Source organism: Natrinema versiforme, assembly GCF_005576615.1.
Lineage (GTDB): Archaea > Halobacteriota > Halobacteria > Halobacteriales > Natrialbaceae > Natrinema > Natrinema versiforme_A.
In genome coordinates this window covers 93375-117426 of sequence record NZ_CP040331.1, presented here as the reverse complement: position 1 = coordinate 117426, position 24052 = coordinate 93375, and the positions used below count along the sequence as shown (strand labels likewise).

Annotated in this window: 22 protein-coding genes and 4 pseudogenes; 15 read left to right on the top strand and 11 right to left on the bottom strand. The window is 57.0% G+C overall.

Annotated features, from left to right (window positions below; genetic code table 11):
* Positions 1–142: 142 nt before the first annotated feature.
* The 5 genes and pseudogenes from FEJ81_RS19210 to FEJ81_RS23860 all read left to right on the top strand — a co-directional run.
* On the top strand, positions 143–1339 hold the full coding sequence (locus FEJ81_RS19210; protein WP_138246902.1) for an MFS transporter: 1197 nt from the start codon (positions 143–145) through the stop codon (positions 1337–1339).
* Between the two features lie 1076 nt (positions 1340–2415).
* Entirely contained in the window at positions 2416–4884 is a 2469-nt protein-coding gene (locus FEJ81_RS19205; protein ID WP_138246901.1) for a cbb3-type cytochrome c oxidase subunit I, read from the top strand.
* A 163-nt stretch (positions 4885–5047) separates the two neighbouring features.
* A pseudogene (locus FEJ81_RS19200) lies at positions 5048–5173 on the top strand (IS5/IS1182 family transposase); the annotation flags it as partial.
* A pseudogene (locus tag FEJ81_RS19195) lies at positions 5145–5330 on the top strand (ISH3 family transposase); the annotation flags it as partial. The pseudogenes FEJ81_RS19200 and FEJ81_RS19195, both read left to right, overlap by 29 nt.
* Positions 5331–5678: 348 nt before the next feature.
* Positions 5679–5762, top strand: a pseudogene (locus FEJ81_RS23860) (PadR family transcriptional regulator); the annotation flags it as partial.
* Between the two features lie 135 nt (positions 5763–5897).
* Here the strand turns inward: FEJ81_RS23860 and pheA are convergent.
* From pheA to FEJ81_RS19150, 7 genes and pseudogenes are all read right to left on the bottom strand, one after another.
* A complete protein-coding gene (gene pheA, locus FEJ81_RS19185; RefSeq protein ID WP_138246900.1) occupies positions 5898–6686 on the bottom strand; it encodes a prephenate dehydratase in 789 nt (262 codons plus the stop codon).
* Between the two features lie 558 nt (positions 6687–7244).
* Positions 7245–7805 carry a TATA-box-binding protein gene (locus tag FEJ81_RS19180; RefSeq protein ID WP_138246899.1) on the bottom strand — a complete coding sequence of 187 codons (561 nt, stop codon included), beginning with the start codon at positions 7803–7805 and terminating at the stop codon, positions 7245–7247.
* A gap of 245 nt (positions 7806–8050) precedes the next feature.
* A complete protein-coding gene (locus FEJ81_RS19175; RefSeq protein WP_138246898.1) occupies positions 8051–8638 on the bottom strand; it encodes a hypothetical protein in 588 nt (195 codons plus the stop codon).
* Positions 8639–9283: 645 nt separating this feature from the next.
* Positions 9284–10288, bottom strand: a complete 1005-nt coding sequence (gene trpD / locus FEJ81_RS19165) for an anthranilate phosphoribosyltransferase (protein WP_138246897.1) — start codon at positions 10286–10288, stop codon at positions 9284–9286.
* 208 nt (positions 10289–10496) lie between these two features.
* Positions 10497–11105: a trimeric intracellular cation channel family protein gene (locus FEJ81_RS19160; RefSeq protein WP_138247164.1), complete on the bottom strand. Its 609-nt coding sequence runs from the start codon at positions 11103–11105 to the stop codon at positions 10497–10499.
* Between the two features lie 40 nt (positions 11106–11145).
* Positions 11146–13593, bottom strand: a complete 2448-nt coding sequence (locus tag FEJ81_RS19155; RefSeq protein ID WP_138246896.1) for a PAS domain-containing sensor histidine kinase — start codon at positions 13591–13593, stop codon at positions 11146–11148.
* 120 nt (positions 13594–13713) lie between these two features.
* Positions 13714–14029: pseudogene (locus FEJ81_RS19150) on the bottom strand (DMT family transporter); the annotation flags it as partial.
* Between the two features lie 240 nt (positions 14030–14269).
* Between FEJ81_RS19150 and FEJ81_RS24550 the strand changes: the two are divergent.
* The 5 genes from FEJ81_RS24550 (at position 14270) to FEJ81_RS19125 (ending at position 16754) form a co-directional block, all read left to right on the top strand.
* Positions 14270–14464 (top strand): DUF7511 domain-containing protein, encoded by a 195-nt coding sequence (locus tag FEJ81_RS24550; protein WP_463605662.1) that lies wholly within the window; start codon positions 14270–14272, stop codon positions 14462–14464.
* Between the two features lie 587 nt (positions 14465–15051).
* Positions 15052–15267 carry a hypothetical protein gene (locus tag FEJ81_RS24430; RefSeq protein WP_138246895.1) on the top strand — a complete coding sequence of 72 codons (216 nt, stop codon included), beginning with the start codon at positions 15052–15054 and terminating at the stop codon, positions 15265–15267.
* The gene (locus FEJ81_RS19135; RefSeq protein ID WP_138246894.1) at positions 15264–15602 is read left to right on the top strand and encodes a DUF7558 family protein; all 339 of its coding nucleotides are present in this window, start codon (positions 15264–15266) and stop codon (positions 15600–15602) included. Before FEJ81_RS24430 ends, FEJ81_RS19135 begins: the two co-directional genes overlap by 4 nt.
* A 49-nt stretch (positions 15603–15651) precedes the next feature.
* On the top strand, positions 15652–16248 hold the full coding sequence (locus FEJ81_RS19130; RefSeq protein WP_138246893.1) for a DUF7437 domain-containing protein: 597 nt from the start codon (positions 15652–15654) through the stop codon (positions 16246–16248).
* Positions 16245–16754 carry a hypothetical protein gene (locus tag FEJ81_RS19125; RefSeq protein WP_138246892.1) on the top strand — a complete coding sequence of 170 codons (510 nt, stop codon included), beginning with the start codon at positions 16245–16247 and terminating at the stop codon, positions 16752–16754. Before FEJ81_RS19130 ends, FEJ81_RS19125 begins: the two co-directional genes overlap by 4 nt.
* A 2-nt stretch (positions 16755–16756) precedes the next feature.
* Here FEJ81_RS19125 and FEJ81_RS19120 read toward each other — a convergent pair whose 3' ends face one another.
* On the bottom strand, positions 16757–17017 hold the full coding sequence (locus FEJ81_RS19120) for a MarR family transcriptional regulator (RefSeq protein WP_138246891.1): 261 nt from the start codon (positions 17015–17017) through the stop codon (positions 16757–16759).
* A 121-nt stretch (positions 17018–17138) separates the two neighbouring features.
* Here FEJ81_RS19120 and FEJ81_RS19115 point away from each other — a divergent pair, with 121 nt between their 5' ends.
* Together FEJ81_RS19115 and FEJ81_RS19100 are read left to right on the top strand one after the other, a co-directional pair.
* A complete protein-coding gene (locus FEJ81_RS19115) occupies positions 17139–17402 on the top strand; it encodes a HalOD1 output domain-containing protein (RefSeq protein ID WP_138246890.1) in 264 nt (87 codons plus the stop codon).
* Between the two features lie 582 nt (positions 17403–17984).
* Positions 17985–18851 (top strand): DNA-binding protein, encoded by an 867-nt coding sequence (locus FEJ81_RS19100; protein WP_138246889.1) that lies wholly within the window; start codon positions 17985–17987, stop codon positions 18849–18851.
* A gap of 219 nt (positions 18852–19070) precedes the next feature.
* On the opposite strand, the gene FEJ81_RS19095 is transcribed toward FEJ81_RS19100, so the two are convergent.
* Both FEJ81_RS19095 and FEJ81_RS19090 read right to left on the bottom strand, forming a co-directional pair.
* Positions 19071–19520: a hypothetical protein gene (locus tag FEJ81_RS19095; protein ID WP_138246888.1), complete on the bottom strand. Its 450-nt coding sequence runs from the start codon at positions 19518–19520 to the stop codon at positions 19071–19073.
* Positions 19521–19660: 140 nt separating this feature from the next.
* Positions 19661–20239 carry a hypothetical protein gene (locus FEJ81_RS19090; RefSeq protein ID WP_138246887.1) on the bottom strand — a complete coding sequence of 193 codons (579 nt, stop codon included), beginning with the start codon at positions 20237–20239 and terminating at the stop codon, positions 19661–19663.
* Between the two features lie 469 nt (positions 20240–20708).
* Here FEJ81_RS19090 and FEJ81_RS19085 point away from each other — a divergent pair, with 469 nt between their 5' ends.
* On the top strand, positions 20709–21653 hold the full coding sequence (locus FEJ81_RS19085) for a transcription initiation factor IIB (RefSeq protein ID WP_138246886.1): 945 nt from the start codon (positions 20709–20711) through the stop codon (positions 21651–21653).
* A gap of 22 nt (positions 21654–21675) precedes the next feature.
* Here FEJ81_RS19085 and FEJ81_RS19080 read toward each other — a convergent pair whose 3' ends face one another.
* Positions 21676–21909, bottom strand: coding sequence for a PadR family transcriptional regulator (locus tag FEJ81_RS19080; protein WP_009488097.1), 234 nt, complete (start codon positions 21907–21909; stop codon positions 21676–21678).
* A gap of 189 nt (positions 21910–22098) precedes the next feature.
* Here FEJ81_RS19080 and FEJ81_RS19075 point away from each other — a divergent pair, with 189 nt between their 5' ends.
* The gene (locus tag FEJ81_RS19075; RefSeq protein WP_138246885.1) at positions 22099–22962 is read left to right on the top strand and encodes a DUF7504 family protein; all 864 of its coding nucleotides are present in this window, start codon (positions 22099–22101) and stop codon (positions 22960–22962) included.
* A 146-nt stretch (positions 22963–23108) separates the two neighbouring features.
* Positions 23109–24005 carry a biosurfactant protein 1 gene (locus FEJ81_RS19070; protein WP_138246884.1) on the top strand — a complete coding sequence of 299 codons (897 nt, stop codon included), beginning with the start codon at positions 23109–23111 and terminating at the stop codon, positions 24003–24005.
* Positions 24006–24052 lie beyond the last annotated feature (47 nt).

The window sequence follows — 24052 nt, the reverse complement described above, 5'->3', positions numbered from 1 at the left end:
CAACCGGACGCCCGAGGCGTATCAGACTGCCCACTCGAGGTCGAACCGACTGCCTGTCCAGCGGTATCCTCGTTCTACGATAACGGACCCTGTATCGCTATTCGGTGGTATTTAGACGCACGACTTTCTAGGGATACTATCTATGAGATTTCGCCTCTCTAGCTCCCGTACAGATACTCAGCGATCACGGACGGTCCTCGTGATCTTTGCGAGTACGCTCGTAAGTGTGATGGGCGTCTCTCTCATCAGTCCAGCACTACCGACGATTCAGGCAGCGTGGAATATTTCGCCGAGTCAAGCGAGTCTCCTCATCTCGGCATTTACCTTGCCCGGCGTCGTATTCACGCCCTTCGTCGGCCTCATCGCTGACCGGATTGGTCGAAAGCGCGTGCTGGTCCCTTCGCTGTTCTTGTTTGGCGTAAGTGGCAGCGCAGTCGTATTTGTCGACGGATTCACGACGATTCTCGGTCTCCGCGTCGTGCAGGGAACAGCCGGAAGTGCCATCATGAGTCTCACCGTGACGTTGCTCGGTGACCTGTTTTCGGGAGAACAACAGAGTCAGCTTATCGGTCTCAACGCAGCGATCATCGCCATCGGTGCAGCGGGCTATCCCCTCCTCGGCGGTGGCCTTGCGCAACTCTCGTGGACCGTCCCGTTCGTCTGCTTCGGAATCGGAATCGTCGTCGCCGTCGTTGGCTCTGCAGTTCTCACCGAACCTGCGAGTAGTGTGAACTCGACCGGAATCTCGTACATCACTAACGCAGTTCGAGCGGTGCCAACATGGGCAGCCCTCGGGTTGTACGTCGCCATCTTCGGCATTTTCTTCATCCTCTATGGCGCACAGCTCACAGTTGTACCGTTCATTCTTGATGAGTCCTACGGCCTCTCTTCAGGTGCGATTGGACTCTTGCTCGGGCTCCCGGCGGTAACGATGGGGATAACATCCTCGCAGTCGTCCCGTCTCATTCGCCATCTCTCGCCGCCGCGGCTCATCACGCTCGGATTCGTGACCTACGGTGTCGGTATGTCACTTGCTGCGATCACCAGTTCTATCCCGGTTCTGGTCGGTGCTCTGTTCCTTTTCGGTATCGGTCAGGGGTTCGCGGAACCAATTACCGATACGGCGTTGAATAGGCTCGCACCCGATGCGTTCCGCGGTGGAGTTATGAGTATCCGAACGAGTGTTCTGCAGTTCGGGACGACCCTCGGCCCGCCAGTGTTCATCGCTATCGCCTCGGTCGTCGGCTACGCCGATACTCTTCTTATCGCCGGTATCGCCGCCCTCGCCTTCGGCGTCTCTGGATACGGAATTTTGACACTTTCGAGACAGAGCCAGTGATTTCCTCGCTTACTCACCCACCACGTTAGCGGTTCGCTCCGTGAAAATGCGAGTACCTGTTTCTGACCTGTTGAATAGCGATTAAATCAGCCGATATTACAAGTTAAAAGGGTAAAAGAAATTTGTATTTTATGCCGTAGAAGGTCTAGATGGAGACAGGAATCACGCTCGGGGATAGTTCTTCGAGAAACCGCGTGCTGGAACACGCGGTTGATGCCTATCTCGGCTCAGGACAATGACCCGGGATACAGGCAGTCAACAGTACAAGCCGAATCGCGAAGAAACTGGCTCTCGAGGCAGTAGTTGCCCGCACTGTGGATGACCAACAGCGATCATCGAGTTGGGCGACTTCGGACCCACGGCGGGCCAGTACTGTCGGATGTACGGCATGGTCCACGCAACGTCGATCTCAACGGTGAACGACAATGGTTGAGTATCGATGCCGCTCGGCCGAGCTGGTGGTCGTCCACAGCGCGGCATGCGATCACGTCGACGCCATCCGAGAGGATCGACATTGTCCGATCTGTCGGGCTGGCGCTTATCGGATCCGCGGTCGACGGATCGACATAGTGCGACTTGAGGCAGGACCGTCGCTGGAGAAAAGCGATGAGTTCGAGCGACACTATCCTGCGATGTACACGTCAATAATGCCGGGGCGACGTATGGACCCAGATGTCTTCAGGTGGCTGGGTGATACGGAGTTCGCTGCCAATCTCGATCGGCCGGGCTGCGATCCCAATTCTCCTGTTTCGTCGCATCTGAGGTCCGTCACCTTCCCATACATAGGGTGCATGTTATAGAACGACATTCGTGGCTCCAAGACATACTTCACACCCTAGGTATACTAGCGGGATTTCCATGGAGTCAAATTCAATCGCGGCCGGGCCAAAACACGAGAAATATTGCTTGCAAGTGCACCGGATATCATAATGTGCTTAATCGTAGTGGGAAGTGTTGACTATGAATCTTATCTCGCGTTCCGAAAGCCGTTTCTACCGTAGCTTTGCGGCCGAAACCGACCCCACCACGCTCCAAACCGGTGTCGACTCGAGACACCGGTCAGGAGGTGGTGCTCCATGAGCGAGCTCCCGCCACAAACAAGTATCAAGCGGTGGCTGGTAACAACCAACCACAAGGACGTCGGAATTCTGTACATCGCGACGGCGCTGTTTTTCCTCGTCGCCGGCGGCGTCCTCGCACTGCTGTTCCGCGCTCACCTCTGGGAGTTCGGCGGCACTGGACTCCTCACCAACACCGAGTACAATCAGTCAGTCTCGATCCACGGGCTGTTGATGGTGTTCTGGTTCATCTCGCCGCTCGGATTCGGCTTCGGGAACTACATCGTTCCGCTCCAGATCGGGTCGACGGACATGGCGTTTCCGCGCCTGAACGCGCTGAGTTACTGGTTCTTCCTCTTTTCGGGGCTTCTCGTCTTGCTCTCGTTCTTCCAGGGGACGACGTGGGCCAACGGTTGGTACATGTACGCGCCGCTGAACGTGCCGATCTACAACCCCGGCTATACGCTGACGATGGGCGGCAATACGACGATCCTCGCGTTGACCCTGTTCGTCATGTCAACCACCCTCAGTACGGTGAATTTCCTGACGACGATCCACCGCTGTCGTGCTGAGGGCCTCGGTCTGTGGAACATGCCGCTGGTCACGTGGGGGATCCTCCTAACCGTCTGGATGATGCTATTCGCGTTCGCGGCACTGCTGGCCGCACTGATCCTCATGTTGACCGACCGCCTCCTGCTCACACAGTACTTCGCCACTGACCAGGGCTCGAGCCTGTTGTGGGCCCACCTGTTCTGGTTCTTCGGCCATCCGGAGGTCTACATCGTCTTCTTCCCCGCGTTAGGAATCATGCTCGAGACGTTCCAAACGTTTACTGGCCGACGGATCGTCGGCCGAAAGTGGGTTATCATTGCGATGGTGCTTGTCGCGGTGCAGTCCTTCTTGGTCTGGATGCACCACATGTTTCTGACGACGATCAATCTCCCGATCAAGACGCTGTTCATGGCGACGACGATCGGTATCTCGTTACCCTTCGACTTGATAGTCTTCGCGCTGATCTACACGATGGTCAAGGGCCGCGTGCGCTTTACGACGCCGTTCCTGTTCACTCTTGGCGCACTTATCCTGTTTATCATCGGCGGCATCACGGGCGTCTTCCTCGGTGCAGTGGTCCTCGACTACGAGTTCCGGGGCACCTACTGGGTGGTCGCACACTTCCACTACGTGATGGTGGCGGGCGTTACCGCACTGATCGGCGGCCTCTACTACTGGTGGCCAAAGATCTCCGGCAAAATGTACGATGAACGGCTCGGAAAGCTCAGCTTTGCCGTCTACTTCCTCGGCTTCAATCTGCTGTACTTCCCGATGTTCCTCGCATGGGAGACACCAAGGCGTGTCTTCCACTATCCCGAGGGGACGGAACTCTATCACCAACTGGCGACCGTCGGGGCCTTCGTCATCGGTACGGGGGTTCTGCTCGTTTTCATCACACTCGCGAAGAGTTTTATCTCGGGGCCCGATGCGCCCGATAACCCATGGGCATACTCGCGGACCGCCGAGTGGGCGATTCCCTCGCCGCCGCCGCTCGAGAACTGGCCGAACCGGCCCAGCTATGCGAGCGGGGAACTCGAGTTCGTCGACGATGCGACGGCGGCCGACGGCGGTGCGGTCGCCCATGAGCGAACCGGTGAGGCTGAGTCGCTTGAGGCTGACCACGAAGATCACGCGAGTATCTGGCCGTTCGGGATCGGGCTCGGTATGTTTGTCATGTTCCTCGGGCTGTCGGGACTGACTCCCTACGTCGCCGACTTCGCGACCGCACGCGGGGCGGAGCTCCCCGGTACGGCCGCTGGATCGGAGAGTATTCTCTATCCAATAATCTCGCTCGTCGGCGTCGGCATCTTGGGGATCGCGCTGTTCCAGTACGGGCGTGAGGAGTTCAATGCACCCGAGATGGCCATCGCCGAGCGCTGGCCGTTCGAAGGGGTCGGCACGACGAAGACCGGTATCTGGTTCTTCTTGGCTTCGGACGTCGTCGTCTTCGGTGCCGTCATCGGGGCATACGTGTTCATGCGGCTCCACGCTGGTTGGGGTAACTTCGAGACCGTGCCGCCGTCGTCGACGATCGGGCTCATCAATACTTACGTCCTGTTGACCTCGAGTTTCACGGTCATCCTCGGTCTGGTGATGGCCGAACGCGAAAACAAGCGCGGGCTGCTGGCGTCGATGGGGGTCACGCTGCTGCTCGGACTCACGTTCCTCGCCATCAAGGGCTACGAGTGGAGCCAGGAGTTCGCTCACGGTATTTACTGGTTCACCGAACTCCAATACTCGCTGTACTTCGTGACGACCGGATTACACGCGCTGCACGTCATCTTTGGCCTACTCATCGCAGCGTTCATGATCTACCGAATCGTGAGCATCGACGCTTACCTTGAGGACAACCGTCCGGTGGAGTTCTTCGGGCTCTACTGGCACTTCGTCGATATCGTTTGGGTAATTCTCTTCCCGCTGTTCTACCTCATGTAGCATGGACGTTTCGCTTTCCCTCGTTCGAAACCGGACGTTCGGACTATTCGCTGCATTGTTCGTCGCTACCGAAGTCAAATCAGTTGGTTCTGGGAACTCATGATACAGTACCGACTTGATCCATCAGAACTAGAAAACTGAGACGGGAAACGGCGGATGGTTCATATTTAAAATTTCCCGATTCACTGGGAAAGTGGTGACGTTGGCTAAAAGTGCTGTTGGTGATCGAAGCGGATCCATCACCGTTCGGGGCGGCGGATTTACAGAACGCTTGGCGGTATCTGCATTGGGAATACGTGGCGACGCCCCGCCGTGGCGGGCGTCGCCTCTGGTCGTGGTCGTTCAAGGAGTTCATCAAGATGCTGTGCCGAGCAGCATGGACGGCCCTCGCGGTGCCTCGGGCCGTCCCTGCAAATCGGCCACCGGACGATCGGTTCCACCGCTAACGCCCGACCGAGCCAGCCTTCCTGCGAGTGGCAACGCCGTCGCGTCGGCGGCTGACCGCCACCGACAGCGACGACTCTGCTCGATCTTTGGTCAGAACTACCGTCAATTACTACCGGTCAGGATGAAACTGCGGCTTCAGTCCGAGTGAGCAGAGACGCTTTGTGGGTACTGATACTGTGTCTGACTGACAATCGGCCGATCGGTCGTCGACATGAGGCGAGCGTAGCTCACAATGTACACATAATGAGTAGCGACAAAAAGCGCGTCCAGTTCCGGGCGCCCACCGACTCATCGACCGGACCGACGCCCTCGCAGACGTCCTCGGGGAGGACCGAACGGATATCCTACGCATAAACTATTACGCGATTACAGACGAGGGAGAGCAAATAATCGAGGAACGCCGTGAATGGGAATCACAATACATCGACTAAATCGAGATCGGAAATGATCTGAATTCTTGCTTTACTCCCCGAATCGGTAAGTATAAGAAATATGCTGGCAGATCTAGCAGTCAAGCTGACTGCAGTTTAGCAGAGAGTGAGATTCGAGACGAGCTTCTAACTCTGCTATAGATGGTTCGCACTTCGATACGAACCTAAGATATCCACTGCAGCGTACGTCTCTAGACACTGATGGGCCTTCTCGAACGTGTCGCTCCCCTGATTAGTTTCCGCCTCAATGTAGAAGTAATAGTCACCGAGTTCGCGTTTCGTTGGCCGTGATTGAATGTATGAGAGGTTAATTTCATGCCCACTGAAACAGCCGAGAATGCTGTGGAGCAAGCCTGGGCGATCTTCACTTGGGTCAAGTGTCAGTGACGTCTTGTCAGCTTCTTCGTTCATCGGTCCATTCAGGATCAGGAATCGGGTAGCATTTGATTTCGTGTCCTGGACGCCTTCCCCGAGGACGTTCAGACCGTGAATGGTTCCAGCAAGCGCCGATGCAAGCGCGGCCTCGTTTGGTCCGACCTCGTTAGCTGCTTTCGCAGTCGAAGGGGCTTCGACAGTCTCCCAGCCGTGTTCTTGAATGAGCGATTCACACTGAGTCAGTGCCTGTGGATGAGAGAGAACTCGTTCAATCGCCTCGAGGTCACTCTCTCTAGAGAGCAGACAGTGATTGATCTCGAGGACCTGCTCCCCAGTGATTGTCATATTTCGCTCCCAGAGTAGGTCGATCATTCCTTCGACGCCGCCGCCGAGGGAGTTCTCGAAGGGGATGATCGCCGTCTCGATGTCTGAGTCAAAGATGTCTGTGATTGTCGAATAAAAGATCGGTGTGTAGTCGTAGTCGGAGAAAAATTCATCTGCTGCTTGCTGGGTATAAGTCCCTTCAGGACCGAGTAGTGCGACTTTCATTGCGGTCTCTACCTAACTCAAGACTGTAGATGTACATATGTACATGGGATCACGTCCTTCTGACCCGCCATCTCGGAATTTGTCGCTTGATGGGTGTAATTTAATACTATTCGATTCGCTCAATTCGACGGGATGACCGAGACGCTAGTACACAACCTGCTTGCTCTGATGAAATCCTCTTCTTTAGCTATATAATCTTATGAAACTACTGTTCACTCTACGTGCGAATCTAACGTCGATACTTCTATCAGATGCCGGTGATGTTGGTGGAACCATGCTGAATGGAAGACTTGTATCTCTCACAGAGGGGACAGATTTGGGTGGCTGAATTGCTCAGTACAGTCCGCAAACTTGGTGATCGTGGTCAGTTACTGCGTTTCCTGTCGTCAGTACTCCAGCGAAGTGAGCTGATATTTAACTAGCTCTGGAATACCTGTCTAACGGCGCTTCGTTTGCCCTTTTCGACCATTCAAATTGTGACTTCCCTCAACGTGCAAAGCAAAGTGACGTTATCTAAACAACTGCGGCAACTGACGAACGGAAGTGGATCGAGATCAGTCAGTCTAACAGGCCGAGTTCATCGAGACGTGACGAGATAACGTCGAGTGCGCGGCCAGCGTCCGCCGGTTCTTTTGCTCCTGTGACGACGACTTTGCCGCTAGCGAAGATAAGGGTGACCACGCTGGGGTCGTCCATGCGATAGACCAAGCCCGGGAATTGCTCGGGTTCGTATTCGATGTTTTCGAGACCGAAGCCGATGGCGATAGCGTTTAGATTGACTGTAGATCCGAGGTCGCCACTCGAAACGATATTTTGGATGGTGATCTCTGGATTAGACGGAACGTCGATACCTAGGTCACGGAGTTCATCGAATACAATGTCGAGACTTTTGTAGACGTCGTCGGTGCTTTTCGCACCTGTGCAGACGATTTTGCCCGACCGGAAGATCAATGCGGCGGATTTCGGGTTTTGGGTCCGGTAAACTGCCCCGGGGAACTTCTCTTGGTCATAGTCCGTTCCGTCGAGGTCTTCAGCGACCGCATCGAGGTTGAGTTCTCGATCCACCCCAGTTGAAGCGACGACGTTCTCTATCGTTGGAGAGTGTTCTGAAGTAATCATGCCTACGTGGAGAATAAGCATTTATATACGAAATAGGTGGTGGTCTCTCTATGGGATCACTATGCGCCAAAATATTCACATAGATCGGTTCTGTTGAAACGGTGCTGTTCAGTTGACATCCTCTCGCGCCTGAAGACGCGGGATCCCACGGCACCACACCGCTGGAATAATCATTTGCTACGGTAAGTAAAGGCCAAGCACGCATCTTAATCATTTGAGTGGTATTCTCTCCCCGCCATAGAATTTCACCATTGACATTTGGCCGGGGTGGTGGCTGGATTTTGAGTTATGGATACGGAAAACGATGATTCTGCTTCGTCGTTTTCTTGGGTATTCAACAAAACTTGGTGAGTAGTATATTCAAGTGTCACCGACTCAGTGACGGTTCCCCAGCCTTCAACTGTAACCTCTACCAGATATGTTCCAAGTTCGGTAGCAACCGGCACTTTCCGGTCATTATCTTTCTCCTCGATAGTTCGATCCACCTCTTTCAGAACTGTTCCCTCTGTATCTTTGATAGTGAACGAGATATTTAGCGGTACTTCAGACACGTCAGGTACAGTAAGATGCTTCGTTGAATCATACTGTGGCGTTGTCTCCTCAAACTGGAGGGTGTGAACACCGTTTTCAACGTCTACCTGCGGGGCATAGTACGTTTCTCCCCGCTTGAGCGCTTCCACATCCGGTCCAGCAACCTGCTGCCAGAGCAACTCCTCGTCGCTCTCGTACTGACCCTCAGAAGGCAGTATCAACCTCAGTCTTGACATCCTCGGGCAACTCCCTATAGTAAATGATGCTGAGGTCACACTCCTCATATTTCCTCCCAGTTTCATCGTTCTCATCCCTCCCAGTACAACCAGCGACTGTAGCCGCGCCCACAGAAATCGAAGTAAGAAGTGTTCGCCGATTCATGAATCCGACTTCTGGTACAACTGGTAAGTGTTTTCTGGAGTTGAAGTGTTCAGTTCGCACGTGTAGTGAGCATGTGTTTCACGCTGAAATATATATGAAGAATAGGATTTCAACAGAGCCGTTGAGGTTAAGCTGATGTCAAAAGTCAACACTGCTGACGATGTTTTGAATCTCAATCGTAGGCGATCCCACGACTATGATTCCGAGTTCTCCACTTTCGGACACGGGCAGTCCCATACCATCGGCCAAGTGGACTACTGATTAAGCGGCGTTACCCCGGTCGTGTCTGGAGTCCCGGGAACCCACATGCGGAGTTACTGGATCGAGTATCTGCCATCGACGGGGAGTGGCTGGCCGGGTCACATACGACGTGTCCTCGGAACAGAGCCACACCACCGCAGAGGCGATCTCTTCCGGGTGGCCGAGTCGGCAGCGGGGATTCCGGCGATCGTTTGGTCTGCCGCTTACGACTGGTTCGGGACGATGTTCAGACAGCCTCAGAATGTATATGACATAGGGCGGTTAACGACCTCCCATCTGTAGATCGAGAGATAGACACACAGTAGCTAATCGGCACGCAAGTCGTCAAGCTTGGCGGCTGCGGCGCCTGAGTCAATTGCTGTGCGGGCTTGAGCGACACCTGCTTCCAGCGACTCGGCGAGACCGGCAACGTATATCGTCGCCCCCGCGTTTGCGAGGATCACGTCTTGTTTTGCGCCCGCCCTGGCGCCGGTGACGATACGCTCGAGATCGGCCGCATTTTCTTCGGGCGTCCCGCCAGCGAGCGCCTCAATATCGTGCGCTTCGACACCGAGATCTTCGGGTTCGATTCGATATCGGTCGATACGGCTACCCGACACTTCGGCGACGATCGTTTCGTCGTGTACAGCAATTTCGTCCAGCCCCGCTCCGTGTACGACCAGAGCACGGTCGACGGCCAATCGAGCAAGCACATCAGCAACGACTGGTACAAGATCCGGGTCGTAAACACCGACCAACTGTGCCTCCGCACCAGCGGGATTTGTTAGCGGGCCGAGGACGTTGAAAACCGTACGAATACCGAGTTCCTGACGGGGACCGATCACTTGCCTCATCGCCGGATTAAACTTTGGTGCGAGCAGAAATCCGATCCCGTCTGAATCAATCTGTGCCTCTACCTCTCGTGGTTCGGCATCGATTTCGACCCCCGCGGCTTGGAGGACATCGGCACTGCCAGAGGATGATGATACCGAGTAATTTCCATGCTTCGCGACCGCCGCACCTGCACCGGCTGCGACGATTGCGCTCGTCGTCGAGATATTGATTGTATCGTAGTTATCCCCGCCCGTCCCACAGGTGTCGACCAGCGGGGACCGGTCGGGGTCAATCGTCCGCATTACGTCGCACATCCCCCGCGCGAACCCCGCAATCTCGGCTCCCGTTTCACCCTTCGTACGGAGGGCAGCGAGCAATGCACCGATCTGTGTCTCGGTTGCCTCCTCGAAGAGGAGGTGTGTCACCTCCCGAGTTGTCTCGGCATCAAGGTCCGCTCCCTCACAGACGCGAGCAGTGTAGTGTACAACTTTGTCCATTAGTGTATACTGTAGCAGCACAGGGGACGCTTGGATACATCAAACTACCGCTATCGGCTGGTTGGATCATCGCTCGGCAATAATGGTGCTCCGCCGTCAGGACCCTATCGACGAACCAATCTCCCTCTGGAGATGGGTACCGCATTCGATTGATTCTATAGGGGAGACGCTGCCGGAGTTATACTGGGTTCACGAATCACGAATGGTGCTATTCGCGTGTTAACCCCAGTACTTGTGCTGTTGGGATCGACCAGCCGTAGATAAGGGCAGCAATTCGTGTTCCAACGACTACTGCTGCACACACCGCTGCAGCGGTTCCATTCGAGCCGCCGGCAGTGGCGACAATCCAGTATGTGCTGCCACCCAGGACCGCGCAACTGGCGTAGAAGTCATCGAGCAGAATAAACGGCGAGCGATCCAACAGGATATCCGCGACAGCACCACCCCCGGCCGCGTTGATCGTCGCGATTGCGACAACGCCGAAGGCCGGGATGTCAGCCTGCGTTGCGACGATGGCACCTGTCGTGGTAAACGCGGCGAGCCCGATCGCATCCGAGAGCAAAGTCACTAGATGAGTGTCGGCTGACTTGAGTGCAGCACTCACCCCTATGGCCAGTCCAACACCGAACAGGCCGAGACCGATCTCGATGGGTGAGTTGAGTGCAAGCGGAACCCGATTGACGAGGATGTCACGGGCCATCCCGCCAGCGAATGCCGTAGCGAGGCCAACCACAGTGACTCCGAACATGTCGAACTCCTCGCGTATCGCCTTGGTCGCACCAACCAGCGCGAACGCGACGAGCCCAATCGTGTTCATCACGGCGAATGGATCAACGAACAGTGCGTCGACGGACAAGTTAGGTATCCTCTGGAGCTGGGAGCGATACCGAGAACGTGGCTCCCTCACCGGGCTCCGAATCGACCCGGATGTCGCCGTCGTGACGCTCGACGATTCGCTTGCATAGCGCGAGTCCAATCCCCGTACCGTCACGTTCATCCTGCGTGTGAAGTCGCTGGAAGATCTCGAAGATCCGATCCTGGTCGTCAGGATCGATGCCGATCCCTTCATCGCTGACTGACAGGACCCATTCGTCGCCAGTCTGTGTCGCCGAAACATGGACACGCGGGGGTTCGTCACCGCTGTATTCGATGGCATTCTCCAGCAAATTCTGGAGTACCTGTCGGAGTTGGCTGGCGTCACCCCGAACCGACGGGAGTTTCTCGACCGTTATCTCGGCGTCGTGGTCTTCGATCTCGAACTGGAGATCAGCAAGCACGCCCTCGACGACAGCGTTCAAATCCACGGGTTCCAACGGGTCGCCCTCCGTTTCGACGCGCGAATAGTCGAGCAGTCCGTCGATCATGTCGCGCATCCGGTCGGCCCCATCGACGGCGAATTCGATGAACTCCTCGCCATCAGAATCGAGCACGTCGCCGTAGCGATCTTCGATGAGTTGGAGGTAGCTCGACACCATGCGTAACGGCTCCTGCAGGTCGTGCGAGGCAGCGTACGCGAACTGCTGGAGGCGCTCGTTCGACTCCTTGAGCTTCTGTTCGAATGTCTTCCGTTCGGTTATATCACGCGCTACCCCAACCATCCGCGTCGTCCCGTCATCATCTTCGACAGGGTGGCCCGGGGCTTCGATCCACCGCACCTCTCCGTCTCGAACGATACGAACTTCCTCGCTCTTCGATTCGTCCATTTCGAGAGCGTTCTCGATCGCTTGCTGGACCTGCTGTCTATCCTCAGGATGAATGACATCAAGGAACTCCTCCCAAGTTTCGACAGTGGTTCCGTAGAGCGACTCTGCCGAGGGATAAAATGAGGCCTCGTCAGCATCAGCATTCCAATCCCAGACGACCGCATCGGTCGCGTTGAGGGCGAATTCCATCCGCTCTCGAACCCGCTGCAGTTTCCGCTCGCGCTCTTTCCGCTCTGTGACGTCCTGAACTGCTCCGCGGAGTGATACGACCTCCCCATCCACGACGTCGGGGGCACCTTTGATGCGGAGCCAGTGCATTTCGCCGCTTGACGTACTGAACTTGATCTCTACGTCAAATGGCTCACCGGAGTTGAGTGCCTCTTCAATGGCATTTTCAAGGATTAGTCGGTCGTCTTCGTGGTAAATCTCGAGGGCTTCCTCCAGCGACGGTTCCTTGTCGCGCGGCACGTCTAACATCTCGAAGAGGTGATCGGTCCAGAACACCTCCAGCTCTCTCGTGGCCGTATCGATTGCCCAACCACCGACGTCCGCGATGCGTTCTGCGTGTTCTAATAGTTCGTGCGTCCGTTTCAGCTCCCGCTCGCGCTCCTTGCGGTCAGTTACATCCCGGAAATACACAGAGAAGCCTGACTCGGAGGGATACACCCGAACCATCGCCCACATCTCCAATGGTTCCGAGTACCGCTCGAAACTCGTCGGCTCTTGCGTAGCTAGCGCCGTTTCGAACCGTTCGAAGATCGAGTCCGATCGATCGACGTCGAGTGCCTCCCACGGTTTCCGCCCGAGAAGCTCACCGGCCGATCTACCGAGATACTCCTCGGTGCGCTCGTTTACGTACTCGAACTTGAGGTCTTCGTCGAGGGCGTAGAACGCGTCGTCAATTCGCTCGAAGATATCGTCCAGTTCCGCTTCGAGGTCGTCGCGCTGCCGTTCAAGGCGTTCCGCCTGTTCTTTCAGTTGTTGTTCGTACTCACGACGCTCGGTCATATCCCGAGTGACCTTCGTGAACCCTTGGAGCGTCCCGTCGTCGTCCCGGATGGCGGTGATCGTCACATTCGCCCAGAAGTTCGATCCGTCCTTGCGAACTCGCCATCCCTCGTCTTCAACGCGACCCTCGGCCGCAGCGACTTCGAGGTTCCGCTCGGGGGCACCGTCAGCGACGTCGTCGTCAGTGTAAAACGTTGAGAAGTGCTTGCCGATGATCTCGTCTTCTGAATACCCTTTGATCCGCTCGGCCCCCTCGTTCCAGGAGGCGACCGTGCCCTCGGGATCAAGCATGAAGATCGCGTAATCCTCCACAGCACTAACGAAAGCACGAAACTGTTCCTCATCTGCCTGCTGGCCACCCGATCGACGCTGTTCGGGGTTCCACCAGACCCGTGTTGAGTCGGTCCCTCCCTTGGTTCGTATCTCGTCTCGTTCCGCGAGTTCCTCCAAATGGCGACGGGCAGTCTGGCGAGGGCACTCCAGCGCGTCGGCGACCTCTTCAGTGAAAAACGGGGTAGATGGTTGGCCGGTTCGGCTGAAGAACCCCCTGATCTCGTCGATCGTAATGTCGGATGCTGGTCCAGGGGATCCCATTGGTTCCGACTATCACTGTGTGCCTATAAGCGCTTGGCGGTAACGAAGAAATTCTCATCCTGTCACGTGAATTGAACAGCCACCAGTTCGAAGTGCCTGCGGTTCAACAACATGAAATCCGTATCCACCAGATGCAAGGTGGAGCCGAACGATTCCAACGACGATCACACCGATACACGCGATCCGAACGAGTGCTGGTTCATCGAACAGGACAATTCCAAGCGAAGCTGTTCCAACCGCTCCGATCCCAGTCCAGACAGCGTACGCTGTACCCACGGGGAGGTCTTTGACCGCCTGTGCCAACAGTACCATACTGATGACAAGGTCGATAACGGTTCCGACCGTGGGTACTGGCTTCGAGAGTCCGTCAGAGTATTCGAGACCGATCGCCCACCCGATTTCAAACAACCCGGCGAGCGAGGATATACCACGAAATTCCGACGGCATCTACTCACGCAGTGCGGCTATGCCTTCTACTCTTTACCAGTCTCAATGGCTAACGCTCGGTTGGATCTGTTGAAATCCCCTTCTTCACACACACAACACGGTCTGAAACAGCTGATTGCTGAAGAGTGCGTATCGACTATCAAGGGTACCTACTATTGTTGCTTTTAACGTCTATAATCAATTGATCAGGTGTAACATTTTTCTATAGGGCGGGTGTCGGACGACGTATATGTCTGAATTGCCCATGAAAGATACTCCAAACCATATTTCAAGTCACTCTGAACTCAATCAGGTTGTAATCGAAAACTCACGAGAATCTGACGAATGCATACTATTTCCAGAGACTGCAACCGACGACGAGCTACAGACGACGTGGATTCTTGCTAAGGAAGGCTCATATCTCCATCCAAGAGACGTTCAGTAGTCTATCTGTACTGAACGCGGGGGTTGTGAATATGTCACTATCTGAATATTTCAATAGAGCCATTAAGACCGAATAGGCACTGAGAGAGATCGACGAACAACTTCTCGAGCGATTCTGAGCACCGCAAGAGGGACAAGTCACCGTCCCTAGGTAGCCGCTCACCAGAGGCAGATCTCGTCTTTCCCCGGATTTGTGCTCTCTTCTGCAGTTCTACAGTCGGGAACTTTCCTTAACCAACGGTCCCGGGAGTGACCTCAAATTGTTGGTTAACACTCCCGAAGCTTGGGGGCCTGCTTCACTATCCCACCAGCTACTGACGATGAGTCTGTCGGCGCCATGAGGCGCGAGGCGCGCTCTCAGGCGCCTAGCGCGATTCACTATGCCTGATTCAAATCCTCGCAATGACACAAGTGCCGACTACGAACAGTTTAAGAAAGCGCTTCTCACCCAAGATCATGATGCCGTCAGCGTTGTGACGGCGGACATCGACGACGCGACGGCCCGCAATCTGGTCAGTGGGCTCTGTTGAAACCCTTCAGCGTTGACATTGAGAAGAGCGACTCTTCCCACCGGATTACACGGATTCGATGCGAAACTGGCTTCTCAGCAAACCGCAAGACGGCGAGAGGGTTTCAACAAAGCCGGTCAGTGATATCGTTGGCACGGATGTCGTCACACCCATTCCTGAGGGCCGAGTCCTCGTCCACGAACCGAGCGGTACCGCCTTCGACTCGATCACTCAACTGGCTGTCTGCCATCGTGGCTGGACGGCTGCCCGTGACGCCGACGCGGAGGCCGAGTGACGCAGCAAACCCTCGTCGACTGTGCCTTCTGTGATGCTCCGTCCGGCGCCGAGACTGGCGAGGCGCACACCTGGGGCCAGGATGAGCGGGTCACCCACCCGATCTGTGTCGACTGCGCCACCCAGACGCGGCCGGATCCCGACGAGCGCGATTACGTCACCTGTGACGGCTGCGGTCTCGTCGTCGACACGCTTGCGGAACTGACGCGGTTCTGTGTTGAACTCGGGCATCTCAAGGGGACGCTCCAACTCTGCGCTCGCTGTAACCCCAGTGGCCTAGCCGCCTACTGGACGCGCAACCTTGAGGACCACCTCGATACGGCGCCGGTGGAGTGACCCCAACACTCATTACTGGTTCACTGTAAACTGTAATCAAGAACGAACCGTGTCACGCACCTCAAACCGCGCGGACGGCGACATCGTCCAGGACTTCCTCTCGGTCGCTGACCTCCTCAAGGAGCCACAGCTGGCCCAGTTGTACGCGTATCTCGCCCGGGAGGGCGAGGCGACCGTCCAGGACGTGATGGACGACCTCGAACTCGCCCAAGGGACGGCCTACAGCTACGTCAACCGGCTCGTCGACGCCGGCGTCGTCGACGTCACCGACGACGAGCAGCCCCGCCGGTACGCCGCCCGTGAGATCGACCTGACCGTGACGACCGCCGCGGGCGACCGCGAGTACACGATCACGCCGGCGCTCATCGACGCCGTCGGCCGCCGCGAGACGGACGCCGACATCGACACCTACATCGACCGACATGGCGTCGCCGGCCTCGCGACCGCGCTCACCTACGCTGTCGCCCGCGAACGCGGTGAGGTGACCCACCGGCTGATGGCGGAGGATCTGGACATCTCGCCGCTGGCGGCGGAGATGATCTTGCAGGCGCTCCGGCCCGTCGTCCACGAACATTACGAGATAGAGGAGGCCGGGGCAGGGCTCGAGGAGTTGGCCATCGACGGCGACGCGGCTGACGACGCGTGAGCCGGCTCCACATCGCTGACACCGGCCTGTTCGTCGCGATGGGACAGCCGTCGAACAGTCGCTACCAGGCAGTGCGGCGCTTCGCTCGCCGGAACAACGTCACCTTCGTCCTGCCCGAACGGGTGTACGAGGAGCTAACCGTCGACGACCCCGACGTCGAGGCGCCACCTATCGACGCTGCTATCGACGAGGGCTGGGCGACGGTTGCGGCGCCGCTCGAGTTCTCCAAGCCGGTCGTCTCGCGGGTGATGGACGGCGTCCAGCGGTACATCGCGAACGCCGACGACCGACCCGCCGACGAGGTCGAGCGTGCGGACGCCGCCCTTGCTGCCCTAGCTGCCCAACACCTCAGCGCGGGAACGGCGACCGATGTGTACATCTACACGACCGATATCGCGGCCGGCGAGGGAGCCGAAACCGTGCTCGCGAGTGAGGGGTACGGTGACTCGATGACGTTCGTGAACGGGTTCCGGTTCATCGAGGACCTAGTCGCCGGCGACAGCTGACGCTATTCAGGATCGAGGTCACGAGCGTCGAGGTCGCCGGCGAGATACTGCTCTCCCGATCGCGTGATGTCGTAGACGCCGTTGCCGAGGTGGACGAGGAGGCCGTATTCGACCAGCGTTTTGCAGCGGGCATTGATGTGTTGGCGGGAGAAGCGAACCCGGTCACTGTCCGCCATTTCCTTTGGGGTATCGGGGCCGGCTTCGGAGAGATGCTCTAGAATGCGGTCATCAGCGCGAGACATCCAGTCGGCGTCAAAGCGCATAATCGCTTGTGGTTGCGCCGACGCTATCCCGAACGCGCTAAGTCAACCAGAAAATCTTCAAGCAACTACAATTGACTCATTGGTCTTTAAATGCCGGCCGTCCTAAGCGTCGAACGTTGAGATGAATTGCTCTTCAAGGACGGGACCCGGGGCATCGCCGAACCTCGTCGTCGAGATTATCGAGACGCTCGAAGCGTGTGGGTTGGATCGGGACGAGTACCAGCTGTACGACGCTGTCGACGTCGAAGCACTCGAGCAGATCTTGAACTCGTCGAGTGGGAACGTGGAAGTACAGTTCACGGTGGAAGGAATCCGCCTTGCGGTGACACCAGAGAGCGTCGACGTCCTGATCGACGACGAAGACTCGAATTCTACGGGTCAGTAGCTAAATCGCGGTCGACATCGGGAATGGCACCCGAAAGCCCTCGGCCGCTCGACGTCCCGCGACCGCCGCTGCGCGCCTCGTCCCTGCGGTGCTTGCGGGGTCGGGGGACGGCCGAGGCGGCCTCGCCCTTTCTGAGTCCGCCAGGGCGGTGATTGGCTCACCGAGCGACATAGCCGGCTGGACAGGTGTGTACGTATCGGCCCGCCCCGCTCGCCGCTGCCGCCCTCCGCGTCGCTCGCGACCGACCATTCCGGGCGTGCGGGCGCTCTCCGCACTGCCCGCGCCCGTTCCGGGCTAAAATGAATCTGGTCTCGACGCCAGCGGGTAAGCGCGAGGGGTTGCGCGGCGTGGCTGCTCACCCCCCACGCTTACTCCGCTGGCCGCTCGCTCCGGGCGGGTCGGCGCGCGGTGCTGGTTGGGGCCACCTCATGCAGGCGCGCTCTCGCTCGCGCCCGGTAGGGCGCTCGCGAAGGCGCGAGCGAGAGCGCGCAGATGGTTCTGTCGGTCGTTGTCGTCGGAAAACCGCGATGTAGGAGCATCGCGGAGTCGGCGCGTGAGCGCCTTCGGAGTTGGTGAACTCCAATGTCAAGTAACAACGCTAGCGGAAAGGTCGTTACGGTCGATGAACAGGCATTCGAGAAAGCGGGCGGTCAGGCAGTCGATGAGGACGGCTTCCCGGTCGTCGACGAGACGCCGGAGTTCGAGGCGGCGGTCGAGCAGGAGACGCAGGCAAAGGTGGATGCGAACCACCCGGAGGGGATCGCGGACACGAGCGAGGATCGGATTCACGGTGTCACCCTCGAACAGGAGGAGCGCATTCGAGCGCGGGAAGCCGAATTGGAGCGCATCAGTGCCCAGGCCGAGCTGGGAACGCAGGAGGGTCGCGAGCAGCGCACGCGAGAGGCCGTCAGCGAGCAGTGTGGTCGTGACGAGCCGGCGCCGACGGAGCGCACGGATCCCCGAGAGAGGCTGACGCAAGAGGAACTCGCGGAGGTCAACAAGCAAGCGATGCGGATCAGCGACGAAGTGAAGGGCGGCTGGTCGAGAGCGGTCGTCGCGAAGCAGCTGGCCGAGAAGGTGCAGCGCGGGCGGGACGTCACGAAGGCGGTGCTGGAAACCCTCGAAGAACTGAAGGCGGCGCCGGGGGCAATCGTGCCCATCGCGGACGTGCCGGACGTCCCGGTCGGCGAGGTGACGGTCGAAGGCGAGATAATCGAACTCTGGTCTCCCAGTAGTAGCGCGATTCAGCAAGTTGGGCTGATAGCGGATGATAGCGGGAAAATCAAGTTCACCTGCTGGGAGAAATCCGGGCAGACGGTCGTGAGCGAAGGTGAGACGGTCCGGTTCCGGGCCGTCAAGAAGAACTGGTACCAGGGGCGGTGCAGCATCGCCATTACGGGCTGGAGCAGGATCGAATTCCCAGAGCGCGGTCGGTGGTGGGAAGAGTAGGCGAGCGCGACGCCGTTCTTTTTTGCTGTGTGCCGGACCAACCCTAACCCCGCCGCCCCACCCTCCGCTCCGTGCTCGCTCCTAACGTCGCTGCGCGCGCAGCCACGACCTCGACAACGAATCACATGTCCCCCGGAGATCCAACGATTGAGCTGGCGACCGGAGTGGTACCATTTGACCCTCGTAAGAGAACTCAGAGAGTGATACCAAGATTAGTCATCAGAGCATTGGTTCGTAGTCTGGGAAAACGTTCTCTGCCTTTTTGTTGACGGCCTCTGGTGGTTTGACTGGTTTATTGTCGTGTGATACGTAGTATCGTCCTTCATCGAGCTTCTGAATATGGTAATTTTCCCCATCCGCCGTTTCGACCATGACTCGCACCTCTTGTTCTTCGACGGTGTCGGTGGTGCCTGGATTGAGATGATGAGAGAAATTTGCTCTTTCAAAATACGGTTTCATCGTGGCTTGGACATCTTCTGGGAAGACATGTGCGCCGCTCACCAGAGTATACCTTCTTCCTCGTGCGTTCCGCATATCGGCTTCCTGGATAATGACTGGACTGTCGTAATCGTCTTTGGTTTTCTGCAGTTCGTACCCTAAGTTGTCGTCGTCTTCGAGTTCTGAAGGGGCGGTTTTTACGAATACCGAGTTGATTGTTGCACCGACCATAGCTGAGTCACGTTGTCAAAGATTTCAGAATCGGTGGGCATCAACGTTTGGACTGAAAATCCTCGCCAACTGTTTGCTCGAAACCAACAGAATCAGAGGCAAGGGTTGTTTAATGATGGTACTAAGGTCACTGACTACCCTCAAAGTAGGTACTCCAATAACCCAGTACTCTGTATTAGTCTCGGAATAGGATGTAATAGAATCAACGTCAAGGAGACAGCAGTCAATTTCAAGCACTGATCCAGTTTCGCCATTTTCTCGTCGTTTCTGGTCCGGTTCCCTTTGAAGAACATATCTGGGCCATCAGTTTCCTCGTTCCCCGTAATCACGGTGAGATACGATTTAACAAGTTCCCGACGAACTGGTTCCGGCGGATCATCGATGTACTGCAGATAGTCTTCGATATTGAGGCCCGGACTGTGGTAGTCTCGGACCCAGAGAGCAGTAATGCCATTGAAGACTGAAATCAGTGCGACGGCCATCGCCGCGTAGTGCATAATGTTCAGGTGGGAAAAGATGCTGACTACAGAGACGATGATTGCGTCGACTGTCAGTACGGTACCGATTTTGGATTCGACAGAGGTTCGCCGTTCTGCTTCTTCCTGGTATCGAAGCCGGATTTCTTCGAGGGCCAGCTGAGAAAGATCTACGTCATCGCTATTACGGTCCCCATCGCTGTTGCCGTCTTGCTGTTCGTCGCTACCCTCGTCGTTTGTCATTCAAAACTTTCTGCCGCACTCGTCACAGGTCCGGTCGCCGTCGCCTTTCGAGATGGTATTGAAGCTGGACTCGTCCTTGCATCGGGGGCATACAGGCATGGTTTTGTTGTTAGAAGGATTCTCCGCAGTCGTCGCACGTTCGGTCGTCTTTCTCTTCTCCGTCCGCAAGCTGGGCGCTGTAGGTCAGTGCTCCGTCTTTACAGTCAGGGCACAACGGCATCGTTTTAGAACGTCTCCCCGCACTCGTCACACACCTGTTCTGCGTTCTGGATCAGGCCTTTCATCGCGTCATCTCGACAATCAGGGCAGAGAGGCATTCTTTGTACCGGGTAGTACCCATTTACAGTTAATAAGGATTTGGCGGCATCGGTCCCCCTGAAGGAGCTGCAGTCCCGCATAGAGTCTATTGTCCCCCTCAATGGGTGAGGGGCTCACTGTACTGGCGAGTTCCCCGATCACGGTGAGAACGATGGCAACCAGAGACATCTACGAAACTGGCTTCGACGAAGACGTCCGAACAGAATCGAGCACGAACCAATGCCCCGAATGTGACGGCCGAGTCACCACGAACGCGGTCGAAACAATCTGCGAAGACTGTGGGCTGGTCATCGACGAACAGCGCATCGATCACGGGCCGGAGTGGCGGGCGTACGACGACGAGGAGCGCGAGCGGACAGGCGCCCCACTTACTGCGGCTCGCCACGATCGCGGCCTGTCGACGGAAATCGGTCGCGGCACCGACGCGAAGGGAAACGAACTCTCCGGGAAGAAGCGACGGCGACTCGCGCGGATGCGCCGTGAGCAGACCCGTGGGCGCTGGCGGTCGAAAGCGGAACGGAATCTCGCACACGGGCTGGGCGAAGTCCGCCGGCTGGCGAGTGCGCTCGAACTCTCAGATTCGGTCCGTGACCAGGCGTGTCAGCTCTTCCGGAGCGCCCAGAACGAGGATCTGCTTCGTGGCAGATCCATCGAGGCCATCGCCGCGGCCAGCGTCTACGGGGCCTGCCGGTGTAACGGTCAAGCAGTGATACTCGATGAGGTCGCTGATTCAGCACGCGTCGAACTGTCTCGAGTGAGAAACGCGTACAAAACGCTGAATACAGAATTAGGGCTTCCCACCCCACCGAGGAGGCCGCAGTCGTTCATTCCGCGCTTTGCGTCAGAATTGGACGTCGCTGACACGGTCCGACAGCGGGCGTTTGAACTCGCAAAGAGCGCTGAAGAGACAATTATCTCGAATGGATGCCAACCGACAGGTGTCGCAGCGGCCTGCCTCTATAAGGCTGCTCGAGAGCAGGGACAATTTCTCACGCAAACAGATCTCGCAGAGGTGGCGGAGACAACGCCAGTAACGATACGCACACGATGGAACGAACTAGAGGAGGTCGACGATTCGACGTCAGCCCCCGCGTAGCGCGAAGGCTCTGAAACCTTGGTTAATCGTCGAAGGCTTTCACCAAATATTGACCGTTCTGGGTAAGTCGGTAGATCTTCTTCCCGTCGCGTTCCTCCGCTACTTCGATCATCCCTGCCTCCTGTAGCTCGCCGAGATGTGTGTAGATATACCCATGACTCAGGTTCAGTTCAGCGGCAAGCCCATAGCCGTGAAGTGGTTCAGAACGTAGCTGTCGGAGGATATCCAATTTGGTATCGCTGATGAGACCGCCCATTACCACAGGGTATTCTGACCGGTCTGGGGAAACTCATAGAATAGATATCTCTGACCGGTCAGAAAAAGCAAACAAGTCAAAAGACCTATTGGACCAGGAGAATTGGAATCTATGTACCACCCCAAATTACGTTTCCGGTCCACCGAACAGGCCCCGGCGGGAGAATCGTACTCAACGGTGTAACTATCAATGGGACCAAACAACGAGACCAACCCCCCATCCTTCAACTACGGAGATAGTCCGAGTACAGGAGTGATTCGAGCAGTGGCATGGTTCAAAGGTGTTGAACCGACCGCACTCACGCCATTACAAGACGTAATCGATGTGGACGCATTGAACGCCCTGTTCGACAAGCCAGAGGAGACAGATCTCTCGGTGTCGTTCGAATACGATGAGTGTGTAGTGGAGGTTACTAACGATGGCACGATAACGATTCGAGGAGCATCGGACGCTGGGTCCAGAGAACTTGATCAAGAGACAAACGTGCTGTTTCTCGCGCCAAGCAGCAGTCACTCTGAAGAGGAGGGATGCGACGACTTGTTGTCCGCCGTCCCAACCAGTCGGGCAAATGTGCTCGGGGTAACGTACGAGTCCCAAGGCACGAACCGACTCAACGCATGGGAGTTCGAGGAAGAGACCCCCGCACGTATTTCACTCATCAATGTTGGAGACTTCACACGATCATCTGCATCACGGCCTTCCAAGAATGCGCTTCCACCTGAACGGATAGAGGTTAACACCGTTCTCGACCCATCGGATCTGACGACCCTCGGAATACGAATTAGTGAACAGCTTTCGGAGTGGGAAAGTACCGATGAGCAACCCGTCGTCTGCTTCCATTCACTCACAGATCTTCTCGAAGCCACAGAACTCAATCGGGCGTTCAGATTTCTCCATCTCCTTACCAGGCGTCTCTCGTCGGCAGGAGCGATAGCGCACTTCCATCTAGATCCCGAGGCGTATGACGAGAAGACGGTTGAGACCCTCCGACCGTTATTCGATGCCGTTCTCGAAATTGACGAGGACGGAACGTGGTCGATGTGCGTGCAATAGAGGACTACCACCGACTGTCTCCAATTGCCGTGCGAGGGGCTAGTTACCTTCAGCGGAGGCGTCATCCCTGAATACAACACCGTTCAAGGAGGATTGCCACCCCCTCAGGTTGAAGTACCATTACGGACGAATCCATGAGCCAATCGATGAACGACTACTACACGGACTTCGAAGAACTCCGACCGATCGGCGAAGCATCGCATATTCCGGATGAGAAACTTAGCGAATGCGGTGACAGTGCAACCCATCGGCAGCGCGTTGCCACAACCGAGAAAGGGTATCCGAGCGACGCGACTGAATCAAACACGGAGTGCCGGTCCTGTGGGGCGTCAGTCCCAGACGGCCAGACGAAATGCCGGTTCTGTCTCACTAACCATCTCGGGAGTGACGCCACTAGCACGAACGAGGCAGCGTCGACGACGTGCCTCGGCATCGTCCACCTGGTCGTCGAGTCGACCACGTTCTACGGCGCCGTCGCGAAGGGCGGCGCCGCTGCGAACCTCCTCTCTGCCAACGAGGCGGAGCCGGCCGTCGACGACTACACGCTCATCTATGATCTCGACGAGGCGCCGGCGCGCCAGCTGGCCGAGCAATGGCCCTCACTCCCCGACGCAGTACAGGTGTCGGCAGCGGAGGGAGAGCGGCTTCTCAGTGCCGCCCGTGACCGGACTGGGTGGCACGGGCAGGGAGCGTCGGAACGTCCGGAGCAGGCCCCGACGCGCCTCTACGACCAGCGTGGGGACGGCATCCGCGACGTGTCGCGTCTCGACGCGGTCCTCGACGACGCCGACGATGCGGTGTGGCTGGTTCCAGCGATGGCGCTGACCGAATCCACTGGCGAGGCTGCGGCTGATCGCCAGGCGTCGTCGGTACCGACGACGCAGGAACTCGAGTGTCAAACCTGTGGACGCGCGACCAACCATCGGTTCAAGACCCATGAGTCGGTTCCGGATGCGGCGTGGACGGGGCAACCGATCTGGGAGTGCCGGGTGTGTGGCTCAGCTCGCTACGGACCCAGCAAAGCGGGTCAGGACTCGCCTTAACCAACATAGCGACACAGAAACACACCAATGTTGGTTAACGAGCAGGC

Excerpts from the sequence above, each read along its gene's own strand:
- trpD (WP_138246897.1), bottom strand. The coding sequence starts at position 10,288 with ATGGACAAAGTTGTACACTACACTGCTCGCGTCTGTGAGGGAGCGGAC.
- FEJ81_RS19090 (WP_138246887.1), bottom strand. The coding sequence starts at position 20,239 with ATGACAAACGACGAGGGTAGCGACGAACAGCAAGACGGCAACAGCGAT.
- FEJ81_RS19095 (WP_138246888.1), bottom strand. The coding sequence starts at position 19,520 with ATGGTCGGTGCAACAATCAACTCGGTATTCGTAAAAACCGCCCCTTCA.
- FEJ81_RS19210 (WP_138246902.1), top strand. The coding sequence starts at position 143 with ATGAGATTTCGCCTCTCTAGCTCCCGTACAGATACTCAGCGATCACGG.
- FEJ81_RS19175 (WP_138246898.1), bottom strand. The coding sequence starts at position 8,638 with ATGAAACTGGGAGGAAATATGAGGAGTGTGACCTCAGCATCATTTACT.
- pheA (WP_138246900.1), bottom strand. The coding sequence starts at position 6,686 with ATGAAAGTCGCACTACTCGGTCCTGAAGGGACTTATACCCAGCAAGCA.
- FEJ81_RS19075 (WP_138246885.1), top strand. The coding sequence starts at position 22,099 with ATGGGACCAAACAACGAGACCAACCCCCCATCCTTCAACTACGGAGAT.
- FEJ81_RS19180 (WP_138246899.1), bottom strand. The coding sequence starts at position 7,805 with ATGATTACTTCAGAACACTCTCCAACGATAGAGAACGTCGTCGCTTCA.
- FEJ81_RS19205 (WP_138246901.1), top strand. The coding sequence starts at position 2,416 with ATGAGCGAGCTCCCGCCACAAACAAGTATCAAGCGGTGGCTGGTAACA.
- FEJ81_RS19070 (WP_138246884.1), top strand. The coding sequence starts at position 23,109 with ATGAACGACTACTACACGGACTTCGAAGAACTCCGACCGATCGGCGAA.
- FEJ81_RS24550 (WP_463605662.1), top strand. The coding sequence starts at position 14,270 with ATGTCTGAATTGCCCATGAAAGATACTCCAAACCATATTTCAAGTCAC.
- FEJ81_RS19155 (WP_138246896.1), bottom strand. The coding sequence starts at position 13,593 with ATGGGATCCCCTGGACCAGCATCCGACATTACGATCGACGAGATCAGG.
- FEJ81_RS19115 (WP_138246890.1), top strand. The coding sequence starts at position 17,139 with ATGAATTGCTCTTCAAGGACGGGACCCGGGGCATCGCCGAACCTCGTC.
- FEJ81_RS19085 (WP_138246886.1), top strand. The coding sequence starts at position 20,709 with ATGGCAACCAGAGACATCTACGAAACTGGCTTCGACGAAGACGTCCGA.
- FEJ81_RS19080 (WP_009488097.1), bottom strand. The coding sequence starts at position 21,909 with ATGGGCGGTCTCATCAGCGATACCAAATTGGATATCCTCCGACAGCTA.
- FEJ81_RS19100 (WP_138246889.1), top strand. The coding sequence starts at position 17,985 with ATGTCAAGTAACAACGCTAGCGGAAAGGTCGTTACGGTCGATGAACAG.
- FEJ81_RS24430 (WP_138246895.1), top strand. The coding sequence starts at position 15,052 with ATGCGAAACTGGCTTCTCAGCAAACCGCAAGACGGCGAGAGGGTTTCA.
- FEJ81_RS19160 (WP_138247164.1), bottom strand. The coding sequence starts at position 11,105 with ATGAACACGATTGGGCTCGTCGCGTTCGCGCTGGTTGGTGCGACCAAG.
- FEJ81_RS19120 (WP_138246891.1), bottom strand. The coding sequence starts at position 17,017 with ATGCGCTTTGACGCCGACTGGATGTCTCGCGCTGATGACCGCATTCTA.